Genomic DNA, 16967 nt, shown 5'->3' on the forward strand with positions numbered 1-16967 from the left:
GACGAATGACGAACGGGCAGCAGAACATGGGTGTCTCGCACGAGATCGATGCCGACACGGCCGTGCCGGGGCGGGAGACCCGCAGCGACGCCCCGCCGCTTCGCGTCGACTTCTCGGGCGAGGTCCACGTCGTCCAGCCGGGTCAGTCCTTCACGATCGGCCGCGAGGGCGACCTCGAGGTCGACGACAACCCCTACCTGCACCGCACCTTCCTCGAGCTGGCCTACGCCGAGGGGCTGTGGTGGCTCTCGAACATCGGATCGCGCCTGTCCGCGACCGTCTCGAGCGCGGGCGGGGCCGTGCAGTCGTGGCTGTCGCCCGGCGCGCGCCTGCCGGTCGTGTTCGAGCACAGCGTCGTCGTGTTCACGGCGGGGCCGACGACCTACGAGGTGGCGCTGAACGCCCCGGCGGCGCAGTACGCCGTGTCCAGCCAGGTGCAGGAGTCGATCTCGGGCGAGACGACGGTCATGCCGGTCCGGCTCACGCCGTCGCAGAAGCAGCTCATCGTGGCGCTGGCCGAGCCGATGCTGCGCCGCGAGGGCGTGTCGGTGAGCGACCTCCCGTCGTCCGCGACCGCCGCCAAGCGGCTGGGCTGGTCGATGAGCAAGTTCAACCGCAAGCTCGACAACGTCTGCGACAAGCTCGATCGCATGGGGGTGCAGGGGCTACGCGGATCCGCGGGCAAGCTCGCGATGAATCGCCGCGCGCGCCTCGTGGAGTACGCGGTCTCGTCCCAGCTCGTCGGCCGCGCCGACCTGCCCCTGCTCGACGCGGGCGACCTCGAGGACGACTAGCCCTCAGGCGTGGGGGATCCCCGCGCCGCCCTTGGACGCCTGGTACGTGGCCGAGAGCTCGTCGTAGGTGCCCGCGATCCGCGCGATCCGGTCCGTCAGGTCCGCCGGCCCCGCGATGGGGTGGCTCGTGAAGAACGCGTTGTCGCGGTTGTAGAGGTCCCGCCCGGGCGCGGGCTCGGTGCGATCCGGGTCCGGCACGGCGTAGACGGCCTTGAGGATCCGGATGTCGTGGGGGATCGCGAAGGCGTCGGCCGAGTCCTGGTGGCTAAACAGGTAGGCGAATTCCTCAAAGCCCGCCCACGCGATCCCCGACAGGCACAGCGAGCACGGCTCGTGCGTCGCGAGGAACAGGCACTCGGACGGATCCGGGCGCCCCGCCGCGGGCAGCTCGTGGAAGCGCTTGATCGCGTGGATCTCCCCGTGCCAGAGCGGGTTCTCGATCTCGTTGTTCGTCTCCGCGACGACCACCGACAGGTCGTCCCGGCGCAGGATCGCGGCGCCGAAGAGCTTGTTGCCGCGGGCGACGCCCGCGCGCGTGAGGGGGACGATGTCCTCCTCGATGACGTCGAGGAGACGGGAGCGGGTGGCAGGATCGAGCATGGCCCGATCCTGCCACCCGCGTGTTTCGGGGGTGCGTCAGCCCGCGATCTTCGACTTCACGACGCTCTCGGCCAGGCCCGTGTAGGTCGCCGGCGTCAGCGCGATGAGGCGCTCCTTGGCGGCGTCGCCGATGTCCAGCCCGCGCACGAACTCCGCGAGGTCGTCCGCGCCCAGGCGGTGCCCCCGCGTCAGGTCCTTCAGCAGTGCGTAGGGGTCGCTGATCTCGGAGCGCCCGGCGACGACCTCGGCGCGGATCACCGTCTGGATCGCCTCGGCGAGCACCTCCCAGTTGCCGTCGAGGTCTGACAGAAGCACGTCGCGCGCGAGCGAAATCTGGTCGAGGCCGCCCAGCAGGTTCGTCAGCGCGAGGCGCGAGTGCCCGAACGCGACGCCGATGTTGCGCTGCGTCGTCGAGTCGGTGAGGTCCCGCTGCAGGCGCGAGGTGACGAGCGTCTGGCCGAGCGTCTGGAGGAGCCCGCCCGCGATCTCGAGGTTCGCTTCGGCGTTTTCGAACTTGATGGGGTTGATCTTGTGCGGCATGGTCGAGGATCCGGTCGCGCCCGCGACGGGGATCTGCGTGAAGTAGCCGAGTGAGATGTACGTCCAGATGTCCTGCGCGAGGTTGTGCAGGATGGCGCCCGCGTGGCGCACGTGGTCGTAGAGCTCGACCTGCCAGTCGTGCGACTCGATCTGGGTCGTCAGCGGGTTGAAGGTCAGGCCGAGCGGGCCCTCGACGAACTCGCGCGTGAGCTGCGGCCAGGCGACCAGCGGATCCGCGGCGAGGTGCGCGGACCAGGTGCCCGTCGCGCCCGAGAACTTCGCCATGAACTCGGTCGCCTCGATGCGGGCGAGCACACGCTCGAGCCGCCACACGAAGACGCCGAGCTCCTTGCCCATCGTCGTCGGTGTCGCGGGCTGGCCGTGCGTGCGGGCGAGCATCGGCGCGTCGGCGAGCTCCAGCGAGACGGCGCGGAGCTTCTCGATGACCTCGCGGAACGTCGGCAGCCAGCCGTCCTGCACAGCCCGCTTGACGGTGAGCGCGTACGCCGTGGAGTTGATGTCCTCGCTCGTGCAGGCGAAGTGCGTGAGCTCGGCGAGGTGGCCGAGGCCGAGGCGCTCGAGGCGGTCGCGCACGAGGTACTCGACGGCCTTGACGTCGTGGCGCGTGACGGCCTCCTTCTCGGCGAGCCAGTCGATCTCCTCCTGCCCGAAGTCGAGGTACGCGAGGCGCAGCTTGTCCTGCGTCTCGACGGGAACCGGATCCGTGCCAAACACGCGGTTGTCGGCGAGGTGGAGCAGCCACTCGACCTCGACCTCGACGCGGGCGCGGTTGAGGCCGGCCTCCGACAGGTAGTCGGGCAGCGTGCCCATCGCGGCGCGGTAGCGGCCGTCGAGGGGGCTGAGCGGCTGCGGGGGAAGGGCGGTCATGGGAAAAGGCACCTCCGGTTCGAGGCGGGCAGTGGAGTTCCCAGCCTATGCGCCGGGGCGGACATCCCGCGGCCCGGCTCGTTCACATCCCCCGCGCGACCCGGGTTGTGTGAGGATCCGCCCTCCCCGCGGGCCGGGGCGGGCGGCCGCCGACGAGGCTGGGGCCATGATGACGGGACTCGAGAGGGCCGAGGCGCTGTGGCGGGCGCGGGACGAGCTCGCGGCGGCGGCCGACGAGATGGCGGTCGTGGGGCGCGCGATGTTCTCGGTCGCGGACGACGCGGGGTGGCGCTCGCGCGCCGGGACGGCCTTCCGCGAGCGCGCCGAGGAGCTGGCCGACGCGGCGTCGGCGGCGTCGGCGGAGTTCAGGGTCGCGGCCGTGGAGCTGCTCGCGGCCGGCAATAGGGCGGTGCTCACGTGAGCCTCGAGGTGACGGACGGCGCCGTCGTCGCGGTAGACCCGGCGGAGCTGCGCTTTCTCGCGCAGCGCGTGCGCGCGCTCGCCGAGACCGCGCGCGAGGCCGCCGGGTCCGCGGCCCGCGCCGGGGCGCAGGCCGCGCTCGCGGGCGGCCCCGGCCTCGCCCGCCCCGACACCGCGCACGCGTGGGCCGCGGAGGCCGAGGTGCTCGCGACGGGGCTCGCCCAGGCCGCCGACGCGTACGAGATCGTCGAGCTGCGCACGGCGGTCGCGATGGGCGGATCCGGCGCCGCGGCGGCGGACCGCGAGCTGTCCGCGCTCGAGGCCGCGAATCCCCAGGCGGCCGCCCAGGCCGACCACCTCTGGGCGGCGTGGCGGGCGCTCGCCGGCGACGCGCTCGTCGAGCACATGTCGGACGCGGGCCCCGCCGGCGCCCGCGCCGCCACGACGCTCCTTGCCGTGCTCGCGGCGGGACGCGTCGCGCTCGGGATGGGGCGCGGGTCCCTCGGCGAACCGGCGCGGGCCGAGCGTCGGCGTCGGGAGGGCGGCGGCCCGCGCGGCCTCGTGCCCATGACGTTTCGGCGGGGACCGGGGCACGCCCCGGCCGGACTCGCCGAGGCCGTCGCGCGCATCCCGAACTCCGAGGGGATCTTTCGCTTCGACATGAACGAGCGGGTTCTCGTCGAGCGATACACGATGCCGGAGGCGCCGGACCGGTATGCCGTCTACATCGCCGGCTCGAGCGAGATGCCGTGGGACGACACGGATCCGTTCTCCTGGGGCAACAACCTCGGCCTGTACCTGGGCGAGCCCGGCGGGGAGGGGTACGACTTCGTCGTCGCGGCGCTCGAGGAGGCGGGCGCGGAGCCGGGAGACGTCGTCGACGCCGTCGGCTTCTCGCAGGGGGCGATGATCGCGCAGCGCCTCGCGACCGACAGCGCGTTCGACGTCCAGCGCGTCACGACGGTCGGATCCCCGCTCCACATCCCCGTCGGCGACGCGGTCGCGCTCACGATCGCGCACGAGGACGACCCCGTCGCGGCGCTCGCCGACGGCGGATCCCCGGCCGCGCTCGGCGGCGACGGCAGCGCGCTCGTGCGGCGGCCCTTCGCGGAGGAGGACCTCGGCCTCCTCGAATGGTCGATCCCCGCGCACCGCGTGAGCGCATACGCGTCGACGGCGTGGGCGTTCGAGCACTCGGGGGATCCGCGCGCGGGCGACGCGGCCGCCTACTATGCGTCGCTGGGGGAGGCCGACCGCGTCGAGCGGTTCATCTTCGTCGCGCCGGAGGACCCGCCGGGCCGGCGCCTGGGCGGGCCGGCGGAGCGGGGCGGTGCTACCGGCGGCGCTTCTGCTGGGGCCGCAGGATGATGCCGAACGCCCAGTTGATGACGCTGAGGAGGATCCCCGCGAGCACGCCCGGCCAGAACGCGCCGACGGCGAGGCCCCAGTCCCAGAAGTCCGTGACCCACGCGGTGATCATGAGGAGCACGCCGTTGAGGAGCAGCGACACGAGCCCGAGGGTGAGGACGAACAACGGGAAGGCGACGATCTTGATGATCGTGCCGATGATCGAGTTGACCAGGCCAAACAGTGCCCCGAGCGCGACGAGCGTCAGGATGAGCTGCAGGTCGCGGCCCGGCGCGAACGGCGTGACCGAGATCTGCAGGAACGGGATCAGCGAGAGCACCCAGATGGCGAACCCGTTGACGATCGAGCGGATGATGAACCCCATGCGGCCAGTGTGACAGGAGAAGCCCGCGCGCGGGCCCCGCGTTCGCCGAACGCGCGTCGTGCGTAGGATCGACGCGTGAGCACCGAGCCCGTTCTGCCCCGCGTCCGCCCCGAGATCGCCGCGCTGCCGCCCTACCGGCAGGGGCGCGCCGCGAGCGCCGACGGCTTCAAGCTCTCGAGCAACGAGAACCCCTTCGAGCCGCTGCCCGGCGTCGTCGAGGCCGTGCGCGACGAGGTCGCGCTCAACCGGTACCCGGACGCGACGGCCGGGCAGCTTCGCGCGGCGCTCGCCGTCCGCTACGGCGTGACGGCCGACGACGTGCTCGTGGGGGCGGGGAGCGTCTCGCTCATCGCCGCGTTCCTGCAGGCCGCCGCGGGCCCGGGCGACGAGGTGGTGTACGCGTGGCGCTCGTTCGAGGCGTACCCGAGCCTCACGCTCGTGGCCGGCGCGACGAGCGTGCAGGTCCCGAACCGGCCGGACGGCCGCCACGACCTCCCGGCGATGGCCGCGGCCGTGACCGACCGCACGCGCTGTATCGTGCTCTGCACGCCGAACAACCCGACGGGCCCGATCATCACGCGGGCCGAGTTCGAGGAGTTCCTCGCCGCCGTGCCCGCCGACGTCCTCGTGATCCTTGACGAGGCCTATGCCGAGTTCGTGACGGATCCGGAGGCCGTCGATGGGCTCGGCCAGCGCGTGTTCGCCTCGCACCCGAACGTCGTCGTCCTGCGCACCTTCTCCAAGGCCTACGGGCTGGCGGCCCTGCGCATCGGGTACGCGATCGGCGACGCCCGCGTCCTCGACGCCGCGCGCGCGACGCTTATCCCGCTCTCGGTCACGGCGCAGGCGGAGCACGCGGCGCTGGCGAGCCTCGCGCGCGACGCGGAGGTGCGGATCCGGGTCGCGGAGCTCGTCGAGCGCCGCGACCGGCTCGTGGCCGGCCTCCGCGACGCGGGGTGGGATGTGCCGGACAGCCAGTCGAACTTCGTGTGGCTCCCGACGACGGATCCGGCCGTGGCGACCGCGTTCGAGGACGCGGGCCTCATGGTTCGCCCGTTCCCGGACGGCGTACGCATCTCGGTCGGCGAGGCCACGTCGATCGCCCCCCTCATCGACGTCGCTAAGTCCACAATTCTCCGGTAAGTCTCCGCGTCTTACGCGGAGACTTACCGGAGAATTGTGGACTTGTGGGGCTACGGGCGCGAGCGAAGGCCCGGGAACTGGTCGTCGCGGAACTCGCCCGAGCGGTCGAGGTGCGGATCCTCCTCGCGGGCGCGCAGCTCCACGCGCCGGATCTTGCCCGAGATCGTCTTCGGGAGATCGAAGAACTCGACGCGGCGCACGCGCAGGTAGGGCGCGAGGTGGGCGCGGGCGTGCGCGAGGATATCGCGCGCCGTCTCGGCCGTGGGCTCGTGGCCCGGCGCGAGCGCGATGTACGCCTTCGGCACGGCGAGGCGCAGCGGATCCGGTGCCGGCACGACGGCCGCCTCGGACACGGCGGGGTGCGCGATGAGCGCCGACTCCAGCTCGAACGGGCTGATCTTGTAGTCGCTCGCCTTGAACACGTCGTCCGTGCGGCCGACGTAGGTGATGAACCCGTCGGCGTCGCGGGCGGCGATGTCGCCCGTGCGGTAGTAGCCACCCCGCGTCGCCTCGGCCGTGCGCTCCTCGTCGCCCCAGTAGCCGGTCATGAGCGGCAGGACGGGGCGGGACAGGTCGAGGCAGAGCTCGCCCTCGCCGGGGCCCTCGATTCGCTCGCCCGTGACCGTGTCGAGGAGGGCGACGGGGTATCCGGGGAGCGGGCGGCCCATGGATCCGGGCTTGAGGTCGGACCCCGGGGTGTTCCCGATCTGCGCGGTCGTCTCGGTCTGCCCGAACCCGTCGCGGATCGTCAGGCCCCACGCGCGCTCGACGCGCTGGATCACCTCGGGGTTCAGCGGCTCTCCGGCCGACACGAGCTCGCGGAGCCCCGCGGGGCGCTCGCCGAGGTCGGCGTGGATGAGCATGCGCCACACGGTCGGCGGGCCGCAGAACGTCGCGACGTCCCGCGCGCGCAGCTCCTGGAGGAGCTTTGCCGCGTCGAAGCGCTGGTAGTTGTAGACGAAGATCGTGGCCTCGGCGATCCACGGGGCGAAGAAGCTGCTCCAGGCGTGCTTGCCCCAGCCGGGGGACGAGATGTTGAGGTGCACGTCGCCTGGGCGCACCCCGATCCAGTAGGTGGTCGACAGGTGCCCGACGGGGTACGACACCTGTGAGTGCTCCACGAGCTTGGGGCGAGATGTCGTGCCCGACGTGAAGTACCGCAGGAGCGGGGCCGAGGCCGCCGTCCCGGGGTGCGGGCGCGGCGCCCACGCGCGTCCCGCGGCGCCGGCGAGGTCGGTCCAGCCGTCCGCCGTCCCCACGCTGATCCGGATCCAGGAGCCCGGGATCCCCGCGAAGAGCCCCGTATCGCGGGCGTTTGCGATGACGCACCGCACGCCGCCGCGCGTGACGCGGTCCGCGAGGTCCTCCGCGCCGATCGCCGTGGTCGTGGGGAGGATGACGGCGCCGAGCTTCATGATCGCGAGCATCGCGACCCACATCTCGACCTGGTTGCCGAGCATGAGCATGACGGGCTCGCCGGCGGCGACGCCGCGCTCGGCCAGCCAGTCCGCGACGACGTCGGACTCGCGCGAGAGCTCCGCGTAGCTACGGGTGAGCTCGGATCCGTCCTCCTCGACGATGACGAGCGCGGGGCGGTCGTCGGCGATCTGGTCGAACCAGTCGACCGCCCAGTTGAAGGTGGGCCCGACCTCGGGCCAGGAAAACTCGGCTGCCGCCCGGGCGTGATCGCCCGACAGGGCGAGGAGCTGGTCGCGCGCGGCGCGGTAAGACTCGGTTGCGCTCATTCCGCGAGCGTATCCGCGGCGCAATGCCCCGCGCGGCATGCCTCGGGCGGGTTCGTGCGGATCCGACAGCGGATCCGGATATCCATTGTCGGTCGTGCCTTGGCCCGCGGCGGCGCGGGCGGGCCTAGCGTGGAGGGGTGACTTCGGCAGACACCCCCGTAGTGCGCTTCCTCGAACCCGATGGCTCGTTCGCGCCGACCCCCGACGCCGAGCCCTACCGCGCGGCCATCGACGCCCTGGACGACCGGGACCTCGAGCAGCTCTATCGCGACATGGCCGTGATCCGGGCGTTCGACCGCCAGGCGACCCTCCTGCAGCGTCAGGGGCAGCTCGCGCTGTGGCCGCCGTCCCTGGGCCAGGAGGCGGCACAGGTCGGATCCGCGCGCGCGATCCGCCCGCAGGACACGGTCTTCCCGTCGTATCGCGAGCACGCGGTGACGCGGATCCGCGGCGTCGACCCCGTCGACATCCTCGGCCTCATGCGGGGCGTGACGCACGGCGGGTGGGACCCGACGGATCCCGCCAACGGCAATACGCGCCTGTACACGCTCGTGCTCGGCACGCAGACCCTGCACGCCGCGGGGTACGCCATGGGGCTCGCCTTCGACGGCCGCACGGGCACGGGCGACCCCGAGACGGACGAGGCGGTCGTCGTCTACTACGGCGACGGCGCCGCGAGCGAGGGCGATGTGCACGAGGCGATGGTGTTCGCCGCGTCGTACCAGGCGCCTCAGCTCTTCTTTCTGCAGAACAACCAGTGGGCCATCTCGGTGCCGGTGTCGACGCAAGCGCGCGCGCCGCTGTCCGACCGCGCGGCCGGGTACGGGATCCCGAGCGCCCGCGTCGACGGCAACGACGTGCTCGCGTCGTATGCCGTCTCGCGTATGTTCCTCGACGAGGCGCGCGCTGGCGGCGGCCCGCGGGCCATCGAGGCCGTGACGTACCGCATGGGCGCGCACACGACGAGCGACGACCCGACGAAGTACCGCACCCGCGAGGAGGAGGAGTCGTGGGCCCGCCGCGACCCCATCGCCCGCATGCGCGCGTTCCTCACGGCCCGCGGCGCGGGATCCGACTTCTTCGCCGACGTGGACGCGGAAGGCGAGGCGCTCGCCGCGGACGCGAGGACGCGGGTGGCGCAGATGGACGCCCCCCGGCGCGGCAGCATGTTCGCGCACGTATACACGGATCCGCACCCCCTCATGGAGCAGCAGGCGGCCTGGCTCGCCGACTACGAGGCGGCGTTCGAAGGGGGCGAGGCATGAGCCGCGAGACGATGCCGTTCGCGAAGGCGATGAACGCTGGCCTGCGCCGGGCGATGGAGGAGAACGACCGCGTCCTCCTCATGGGCGAGGACATTGGCAAGCTCGGCGGGGTCTTCCGCGTCACGGAGCACCTTCAGCGCGACTTCGGCGAGCGCCGGGTGCTCGACACCCCGCTCGCGGAGGCCGGCATCGTGGGCACGGCCATCGGGCTCGCCATGACGGGGTTCCGCCCCGTCATCGAGATCCAGTTCGACGGGTTCGTCTTCCCGGCGTTCGACCAGATCACGACGCAGCTCGCGAAGCTCACGAACCGGCACGAGGGCGCGCTGTCGATGCCGGTCGTCATCCGCATTCCCTACGGCGGGCACATCGGTGCGGTGGAGCACCACCAGGAGAGCCCCGAGGCGTACTTCGCCCACACGGCAGGCCTACGCGTGGTGAGCCCCTCGACGCCGAACGACGCGTACTGGATGATCCAGGACGCGATCGCTTCGAACGACCCGGTGATCTTCCTGGAGCCGAAGAGTCGGTACTGGCAGAAAGGCGAGGTCGACACGGATCGCCGCGCGGCGCCGCTGCACGCCACCCGCGTCGTGCGCCCGGGCACCGACGTGACCCTCGCGGGGCACGGCGCCATGGTGTCGGTTCTCCTCCAGGCCGCGGCGATCGCCGAGGGCGAGGGCACGAGTTGCGAGGTCGTCGACGTCCGCTCGCTGTCGCCGATCGACTACGACCCGCTCGTCGAGTCGGTGCGCTCGACGGGCCGCATGGTCTGGGCGCAGGAGGCGCCGGGCCACGCGAGCATCGGCGGCGAGATCGCCGCGACGGTCGCCGAGCGCGCGTTCTACTCGCTCGAGGCCCCCGTCATGCGGGTCTCGGGGTTCGATGTGCCGTTCCCGCCTGCCAAACTCGAGGGCACCTACCTGCCCGACGCGGACCGCGTGCTCGAGGCCGTCGACCGCGCGATGTCGTACTGAGACCCGGAGGATCCGCATGGAGACGTTTCACCTTCCCGACGTCGGCGAGGGCCTGACCGAGGCCGAGCTCGTCGAGTGGCGGGTCAAGCCGGGCGACGAGATCGCCGTGAACGACGCGATCGCCGACATCGAGACGGCGAAGAGCGTCGTCGAGCTGCCGTCGCCCTTCGCGGGCGTCGTGGGCGAGCTCCTCGTCGCCGAGGGCGACACGGTCGACGTCGGCGCGCCGATCCTCACGGTCGCGCCGGCCGAGGCCGCGGAGGCCCCTGCCGCGTCCTCCGAGGGCGGCGCGACGCCCGAGGCGCCCGCGGACGCGTCCGACTCCGCGGTCCTCGTGGGGTACGGCAGCGGCGCGGAGGCGAAGACCCGCCGCCGGCCGCGCACGCACGAGAAGACCGTGCGCCAGGCGGTCGGCGTGATCGCGAAGCCGCCGGTGCGCGGGCTCGCGCGCGACCTGGGCGTCGCGCTGAACGAGGTCCAGGGCACGGGGCCGTCCGGCGAGGTCACGCGCGACGACGTCGTCCGGCACGCCGATCAGGCGTCGGTGTTCCGCAACCTCTCGACGCCCGAGTGGCCCGCGGAGCGCGAGCGGCGGATCCCCGCCCCCGCGAAGACCGCGGATCCGCGCTACGAGGCCGTGCCCGTCAAGGGCGTGCGCAAGGCGACGGCCAACGCGATGGTGGGCTCGGCCTACACGGCGCCGCACGTGTCGGTCTGGACCGACGTCGACGCCACGCGCACGATGGAGTTCGTGGCGCGGCTGAAGAAGCAGCCGCAGTTCGCGGACGTGCGCGTCTCGCCGCTGCTCGTGTTCGCGAAGGCGCTGCTCTGGGCCGTGCAGCGCACGCCCGAGATCAACTCGGCGTGGATCGAGACGGACGCGGGCGCCGAGATCCAGGTGCGCAACTACGTCAACCTGGGCATCGCCGCCGCGACGCCGCGCGGCCTCCTCGTGCCGAACATCAAGGACGCGCACGACCTGTCGATCCGCGAGCTCGCGGTCGCGCTGCAGGCGCTCACGCAGACGGCGCGCGACGGCAAGACGTCCCCCGAGGATCAGGCGGGCGGCACGATCACGATCACGAACATCGGGGTGTTCGGGATGGACGCGGGCACGCCGATCCTGAACCCCGGCGAGGCCGCGATCGTCGCGATGGGATCCATTCGCCAGAAGCCGTGGGTCGTCGACGGCGAGGTGCGCCCCGCGTGGGTGACGACGGTGTCCGGATCCTTCGACCACCGCATCGTCGACGGCGACAAGATCAGCCGCTTCCTCGCGGACATCGCCGCCGTCCTGGAGGAGCCGGCGCTCCTGCTCGACTGACGCGCTACGCCTCGGCCCAGGCGGGGAACGGATCCGCGAGGGCGCGCCAGGCCGCCGGGCCCGCCTCGAACTCGGCGTCCGTGAGGCACGCGCCCGCGAGCGCGCGGAGGAGGCCGGCGACGTCGAGGTCGAGCCCGATGAGGGCGATGTCCTGGCCGGCGGCGAGCAACTCCTCGTCGTCGGCGAGGTCGGCGTCGCGGCCCACGGGCGGCAGCGAGAGCAGGGATCCGACGTGCTCCCAGTGCGCCGTCACGCCGGGGCGGGTGGCGAGCCGGCAGAACCCGGCGGACCGCACGAGGGTGCCGAACGCGCCGGGCTCGACCTGTTCGTCGAGCACGCGCTCGAGCCGTTCGGGGTGGAACGGGCGTTCGTTGTGGAACCGCGCGGCCCGGACGCGCGGATCCGTCATGTGCGGGTCGTGCTCGTCGTTGAGGAGCGCGATCCACCCGGGCCGCTCGTGGACCGGGGCCCCGGGTGCGGGGATCTCCCGCGCGCCGATGGGGGCGGGATGCAGGCGGATCCGCGCCCGCGGGCTGAGCGCGCTGACGAGCGCGAGCGTCGTCGACAGGTCGTCGGTGGCGAGCGCGTCCCAGCCGGCGAGGACGACCGTGGTGGCGTACTCGATCTGCGTCACGGTCGCGAGCGCGCGGGCCCGGAACTCGCGATCCCCGTCCGCTGCCCTCCGCACGAGATAGTCCTCCCGGGCAATGTCGGCCTGAAGGTGCGGCGCGTCGACGACGGCGATGACGCCCGCGAGACGCGCGGGCGACTCGGGGCGCCCCAGCCGGCCGATGACCTCGGTCACGGGGATGGCGGCCGGAAGCTCGATCACGGCGCCCGCCGCGCCGGCCCAGGGGGCGAGCGCCTCGGCCTCGTCGAGCGGATCCGGCGACGCGCCGAGGCGCGCGGCGCCGAAGAGCTCGTGGCCGCCCTCGCGCGCGAGGTCGGCGGCGTAGCGCGCCCGCTCCGGCGTGCAGGTTCCGACGATGGCGATGGTGTCGACGGGGGTCATGGCGTCCTTCCGTGGGTGGTGTCTCAAGCTACAGTAATGAGAACCGTTATCAATAAAGGAGTTGCCATGAAGGTCCGCGCGTCCCTGAAGTCCCTCAAGAATCAGCCCGGAGCGCAGGTGGTGCGCCGCCGCGGCCGGGTCTACGTCATCAACAAGCAGAACCCGCGCTTCAAGGGGCGCCAGGGCTGAGCGTCCGCCCCACGGCCGCGGTGTCGGTGGCCGCGCATAGGGTGAGCCCGTGCTCGTTCTCACCGCCGCCACCGTCTCCGCGCTCTTCGCGCCGGACGACGTGGCCGCGGGGCGGATGCTGGCGGCCGAGCTGCCGATCCGCGTGACGCGCTGCGAGCTCGGCCGGCGGGTGTCGACGGCCCTGGTGTCGGTCGGGTCCCTCGCGGTCGCCGTCGAGGCCGAGGATGACGGCGGCGAGTTCGCGATCGCGTTCTGGTGCCCGCACGACGGCGCCGGGCGGTGCGCGCACGCGGCCGCGGCGCTGATCGTCCTCGCCGAGCGGGAGGATCCGTTCCGCGTCGGCGGTGGCGGGGAGGGCGGACACGCCTCGGAGGGGACCGCGCTCGAGCCTTGGGAGCGCGCGCTGCGCGGCGTCCTCGAGGATCCGCCCGGCGCGGAGGACGACCCGGGCGAGATCGCCCTGCTCTTCGCGGTGCGCGCCGCGGGCTCCGCCGACCCGCAGGGCGCGGGCGTCGCGATCCGACCGGCCGTGCGCGGGGCCCGCGGGGCGTGGATCCGCACGGGGCTGTCGTGGCGCGACGTCGCGGAGGAGCGCTCGGCCGACCCCCGCCGCGGGGCCCTCGCCGACCTCGAGGCGATGCACGCCTCGCGCGAGAACTTCGCGGCCGTGGGGGAGCGCCTGCGCTCGCGCGGCCACCGCTCGCGGTACGGCGCGGGGTGGGGTGCGCCCGACTGGATCCGGCTCGACGCGCTGCCGGGCGCGGGGCTCTGGCGTGCGCTCGGGGTCGCGCACGCGGCGGGCGTGGAGTTCGTCGCGGACGGGGCGGGGCAGCCGGCCGTGGTGCTCGAGGAGGCGGAGGCGAAGCCGCAGATCGACCTGCGCATGGTCCGCGACCGGCTGTGGGTGGAGGCCGTCGCCGGGCCGGGGCCCGCCGCGGGGCGGCCGCTGGTCGTGGGCGCGCCCACGGTCGCGGTCGCGCGGCGGGGCCCGGGCGGGCAGGTCGCGTCCCTCGCGCGCTTCGCGGAGCCGGCGAGCGCGGAGTTCGACGCGCTGGGCCGCGCCGGCCACCTCTCGATCCCCGCCGACCGCCTCGACGACTTTGCCCGCGACTTCCTGCCGCGCCTGCGGCAGGTCGCGCCCGTGTTCTCGAGCGACGGGTCCTACGAAATCCCCGCGCCGCCGCGGCCGACGCTCGTCGTCGCCGTGCGGCACGCGGATCCGCACGCCCGCGTCTACTGGGAGTGGGAGCGCCCGGGAGGTGTCCGCGATCCCGTCCTTGAGCGCGAGATCCTCGCGGCCGTCGACGCCGCGGCCGGCGCCTTCGCGCGGCTGGTCGCCCGCCGGCGGGCCGACCCGCTCCCGCCCGCGCGCGACCTCGGCCCCGACGAGACGGTCGAGTTCCTCGCCAAGGTGCTCCCCGCGCTCCGCCGGCTCGACGACGTGCGCGTCGAGCTGCACGACGAGGTGCCGACCTACACCTTCGCGACGGAGGATCCGGTCGTCACGATCGGGGGCCACGCATCGGGCCGCGACTGGTTCGAGTTGAACATCGTCGTGACGATCCAGGGCGAGCCGGTGGCCTCCGGCGATCTCATCCGCGCCCTCGCGCACGGTCGCACCTACTTCACGCTGCTCAGCGGGACGACGTTCCCGCTCCTCGGCGAGAACTTCGCGCGGCTGCGCGACATCCTCGCCGAGGCGCGCGCGCTCGAGGATCCGACCTCCGACCGGGTTCGCATCGGGCGCTACCGGGTCGACCTCTGGGACGAGCTCGCCGAGATCGGCATCGTCGCGCGGCAGCGGAGCGCGTGGTTCGACGCGCTCCGGAACCTCCGCGAGAAGACGCTCGCGCGACGCGATCCGCCGGCGTCGTTCCGCGGGGTCCTGCGCGACTACCAGCGGGACGGGGTCGCGTGGCTCGATGCGCTGCGGCGCAGCCGACTGGGCGGGATCCTCGCGGATGACATGGGCCTCGGCAAGACCGTCCAGGTGCTCGCGGCGCTGGAGCACGCGCGCCTCGACGAGCCGGGCGCCCGCTTCCTCGTCGTCACGCCGACGAGCGTAGTGGGGCACTGGGTGGCGGAGGCCGCGCGGTTCGCGCCCGGGCTCGCGCCGGTCGCGCTCACCGCGACGACCCGCGCGCGCGGCACGCCGGTCGCGGAGGCAACAGAGGGCGCGACGCTCGTCGTCACGAGCTACGCGATCCTCCGCCTCGACCAGGAGGAGCTGCAGGCCGCGGGGTTCCGCGTCGTCGTCCTGGACGAGGCGCAGCAGGTGAAGAACCTCGCCTCGCGCGGCCACGCGGCCGCGCGCCTGATCGGGGCGCCGACGACCTTCGCGGTCACGGGCACGCCGCTCGAGAACGACGTCATGGAGCTCTTCGCCATCTCGGCCCTCGTCGCGCCCGGCCTCTTCGGCACCCGCGCGCACTTCCGCTCGCACTTCCACCACGCGATCTCCCGGGAGGGCGACGCGCGCCGCCTCGCCGAGCTGCGCGCGCGTCTGCGCCCCTTCCTTCTGCGGCGCACGAAGGAGGCCGTCGCCCCCGAGCTCCCCGCCAAGACCGAGCAGGTGCTCGAGGTCCCGCTCGCGCCGGAGCACCGCCGGGCCTACGAGAAGCGGTTCCGCCGCGAGCAACAGAAGCTGCTCGGGCTCCTCGAGGACGTCGAGAAGAACCGGATCCAGATCCTCGCGTCGCTCACGACGCTGCGGCGGCACGCCCTCGACCCGGCCTTCGCGGGGGCCGAGGGGCCCTCGGCCAAGCTCGACGTCCTCGGCGCGCTCCTCGACGAGGTGGTCGCCGACGGCCACCGGGTGCTCGTGTTCAGCCAGTTCACGGAGTTCCTCGGCCGCGCGGCCCAGGTCGCCGACGATCGCGGCATCGGCTACGCCTACCTCGACGGATCCGCGTCGCAGGGCCAGCGCGAGCGCATGATCGAGAGGTTCCGCGCGGGCGACCTGCCGGCGTTCTTCATCTCGCTCAAGGCGGGCGGCGTGGGTCTCACCCTCACCGAGGCCGACTACTGCGTGCTCCTGGATCCGTGGTGGAACCCGGCCGCCGAGGCCCAGGCCGTCGACCGCGCGCACCGGATCGGCCAGGAGCGCCCCGTGGTCGTCTATCGCCTCATCGCGGCCGGCACGATCGAGCAGAAGGTTCTCGAGCTCCAGGACCGTAAGCGCCGTCTGTTCGAGGACGTGCTTGGATCCGCCGACGCGCAGGCGATCGCGGCGCTCGGCCCCGACGACCTGCGGGCGATCCTCGGCGACGCCCCACGAGATTGATAACGATTCTCATTCGGCGTACGATGGCGCCATGCAGACCCGTCGTACCCTCCTCGCCGCGCCCCTGATCGCGGTGCCCGCCCTCCTGCTCGCCTCGTGCGCGTCCGGCTCGGCCGGAGCGTCGGCCGACGATGACGCCTTCACAGTGGTCGCGTCGACGAGCGTCTACGCGTCGCTCGCGGAAGCGGTGGCGGGTGACGCGGCGAGCGTCGAGGCGATCATCGACTCCGGGAGCCAGGACCCGCACGAGTACGAGGCGACCGCGCGCGACCAGCTCGCGCTCGACGGCGCCGACCTCGTGATCATGAACGGCGGCGGCTACGACGCGTTCATGGAGGACCTTCTCGAGGCGTCCGGCTCCGACGCCGAGGTGCTCACGGTCGCCGAGCTGAGCGACGCCTACCCGGCGGAGGCCGAGGAGGAGCACTCCGAGGAGGAGCACGATCACGCCGAGGAGGAGCACTCCGAGGACGAGCACATCGAGGGCTTCAACGAGCACGTCTGGTACGACCCGCACACGATCGAGCACTTCGTCGCCGAGCTCGAGGAGCACCTCGCGGCCGACCTGCCCGAGGACGCCGAGGCGATCGCCGCGAACGCCGATGCCGTGCGGGCCGACCTCGAGGCGCTCGAGGGTCGCATCGCGGAGGTGCAGGACGCCCACGCGGGCGCCACGGTGTTCTTCACCGAGCCCATCGGCGGCTACCTCGCGGCCGAGGCCGGCCTCGAGGACGTCACGACCGAGGGCTTCGCGGAGGCTGTCGAGGAGGGGCAGGACGTCGCGCCCGCCACGCTGCTCGCGGCGCTGACGGCGATCGAGGACGGCGACGTGGACGTGCTCGTCGTCAACGCGCAGACCGGCGGATCCGAGACGGACCAGCTCATCCAGGCCGCCGGCGACGCGGGCGTGCCCGTCGTCGAGTTCGCCGAGACGCTGCCCGAGGGCTCGACCTACGTCGAGTGGATGACGGACAACGTCGACGCGCTCGACGCCGCCCTCGCGGGCTGAGCGCCGCGCCCGACGGGCGAGAACGATTATCAGTCCGGCGGTAGAC

Annotated in this window: 15 protein-coding genes; 10 read left to right on the plus strand and 5 right to left on the minus strand. The window is 73.2% G+C overall.

Annotated elements, in window-relative coordinates:
• Positions 1 to 5 precede the first annotated feature (5 nt).
• Positions 6 to 794, plus strand: coding sequence for an FHA domain-containing protein (locus G8E01_RS02415; protein WP_240921223.1), 789 nt, complete (start codon positions 6 to 8; stop codon positions 792 to 794).
• Positions 795 to 797: 3 nt separating this feature from the next.
• Here G8E01_RS02415 and G8E01_RS02420 read toward each other — a convergent pair whose 3' ends face one another.
• A complete protein-coding gene (locus G8E01_RS02420) occupies positions 798 to 1394 on the minus strand; it encodes a nucleoside deaminase (RefSeq protein WP_166315354.1) in 597 nt (198 codons plus the stop codon).
• A gap of 36 nt (positions 1395 to 1430) precedes the next feature.
• Positions 1431 to 2822, minus strand: coding sequence for an adenylosuccinate lyase (purB, locus tag G8E01_RS02425; RefSeq protein ID WP_166315357.1), 1392 nt, complete (start codon positions 2820 to 2822; stop codon positions 1431 to 1433).
• Between the two features lie 166 nt (positions 2823 to 2988).
• On the opposite strand from purB, the gene G8E01_RS02430 reads away from it, so the two are divergent.
• Positions 2989 to 3243, plus strand: coding sequence for a hypothetical protein (locus tag G8E01_RS02430; protein ID WP_166315360.1), 255 nt, complete (start codon positions 2989 to 2991; stop codon positions 3241 to 3243).
• Positions 3240 to 4610, plus strand: coding sequence for an alpha/beta hydrolase family protein (locus G8E01_RS02435; RefSeq protein ID WP_166315363.1), 1371 nt, complete (start codon positions 3240 to 3242; stop codon positions 4608 to 4610). Before G8E01_RS02430 ends, G8E01_RS02435 begins: the two co-directional genes overlap by 4 nt.
• Here G8E01_RS02435 and G8E01_RS02440 read toward each other — a convergent pair.
• Positions 4576 to 4974 (minus strand): phage holin family protein, encoded by a 399-nt coding sequence (locus tag G8E01_RS02440; RefSeq protein ID WP_166315366.1) that lies wholly within the window; start codon positions 4972 to 4974, stop codon positions 4576 to 4578. The two genes, G8E01_RS02435 and G8E01_RS02440, sit on opposite strands and share 35 nt — an antisense overlap.
• A gap of 75 nt (positions 4975 to 5049) precedes the next feature.
• Between G8E01_RS02440 and G8E01_RS02445 the strand changes: the two genes are divergently transcribed.
• Positions 5050 to 6117, plus strand: coding sequence for a histidinol-phosphate transaminase (locus tag G8E01_RS02445; protein WP_166315369.1), 1068 nt, complete (start codon positions 5050 to 5052; stop codon positions 6115 to 6117).
• A 50-nt stretch (positions 6118 to 6167) separates the two neighbouring features.
• Here the strand turns inward: G8E01_RS02445 and G8E01_RS02450 are convergent, their stop codons facing one another.
• Entirely contained in the window at positions 6168 to 7862 is a 1695-nt protein-coding gene (locus tag G8E01_RS02450; RefSeq protein ID WP_166315372.1) for an AMP-binding protein, read from the minus strand.
• Between the two features lie 137 nt (positions 7863 to 7999).
• Here G8E01_RS02450 and G8E01_RS02455 point away from each other — a divergent pair, with 137 nt between their 5' ends.
• The 3 genes from G8E01_RS02455 to G8E01_RS02465 are packed head-to-tail and all read left to right on the plus strand — an operon-like array spanning position 8000 to position 11428.
• Positions 8000 to 9127: a thiamine pyrophosphate-dependent enzyme gene (locus G8E01_RS02455; RefSeq protein WP_166315375.1), complete on the plus strand. Its 1128-nt coding sequence runs from the start codon at positions 8000 to 8002 to the stop codon at positions 9125 to 9127.
• Positions 9124 to 10104, plus strand: coding sequence for an alpha-ketoacid dehydrogenase subunit beta (locus G8E01_RS02460; RefSeq protein WP_166315378.1), 981 nt, complete (start codon positions 9124 to 9126; stop codon positions 10102 to 10104). The genes G8E01_RS02455 and G8E01_RS02460 overlap by 4 nt, the downstream gene beginning before the upstream one ends.
• A 10-nt stretch (positions 10105 to 10114) precedes the next feature.
• Positions 10115 to 11428, plus strand: a complete 1314-nt coding sequence (locus G8E01_RS02465; RefSeq protein ID WP_338100802.1) for a dihydrolipoamide acetyltransferase family protein — start codon at positions 10115 to 10117, stop codon at positions 11426 to 11428.
• A gap of 4 nt (positions 11429 to 11432) precedes the next feature.
• Here the strand turns inward: G8E01_RS02465 and G8E01_RS02470 are convergent, their stop codons facing one another.
• Positions 11433 to 12440, minus strand: a complete 1008-nt coding sequence (locus G8E01_RS02470; protein WP_166315384.1) for a GTP-binding protein — start codon at positions 12438 to 12440, stop codon at positions 11433 to 11435.
• A gap of 66 nt (positions 12441 to 12506) precedes the next feature.
• Here G8E01_RS02470 and ykgO point away from each other — a divergent pair, with 66 nt between their 5' ends.
• From ykgO to G8E01_RS02485, 3 genes are read left to right on the plus strand one after another with little or no spacing between them, the layout of a single operon-like run.
• The gene (gene ykgO, locus G8E01_RS02475) at positions 12507 to 12629 is read left to right on the plus strand and encodes a type B 50S ribosomal protein L36 (protein WP_166315387.1); all 123 of its coding nucleotides are present in this window, start codon (positions 12507 to 12509) and stop codon (positions 12627 to 12629) included.
• Positions 12630 to 12678: 49 nt separating this feature from the next.
• A complete protein-coding gene (locus G8E01_RS12920; RefSeq protein ID WP_166315390.1) occupies positions 12679 to 15912 on the plus strand; it encodes an SNF2-related protein in 3234 nt (1077 codons plus the stop codon).
• 31 nt (positions 15913 to 15943) lie between these two features.
• Positions 15944 to 16921, plus strand: a complete 978-nt coding sequence (locus G8E01_RS02485) for a metal ABC transporter solute-binding protein, Zn/Mn family (RefSeq protein ID WP_166315393.1) — start codon at positions 15944 to 15946, stop codon at positions 16919 to 16921.
• Positions 16922 to 16967 lie beyond the last annotated feature (46 nt).

This window comes from Microbacterium excoecariae (genome assembly GCF_011326725.1).
GTDB lineage: Bacteria > Actinomycetota > Actinomycetes > Actinomycetales > Microbacteriaceae > Microbacterium > Microbacterium excoecariae.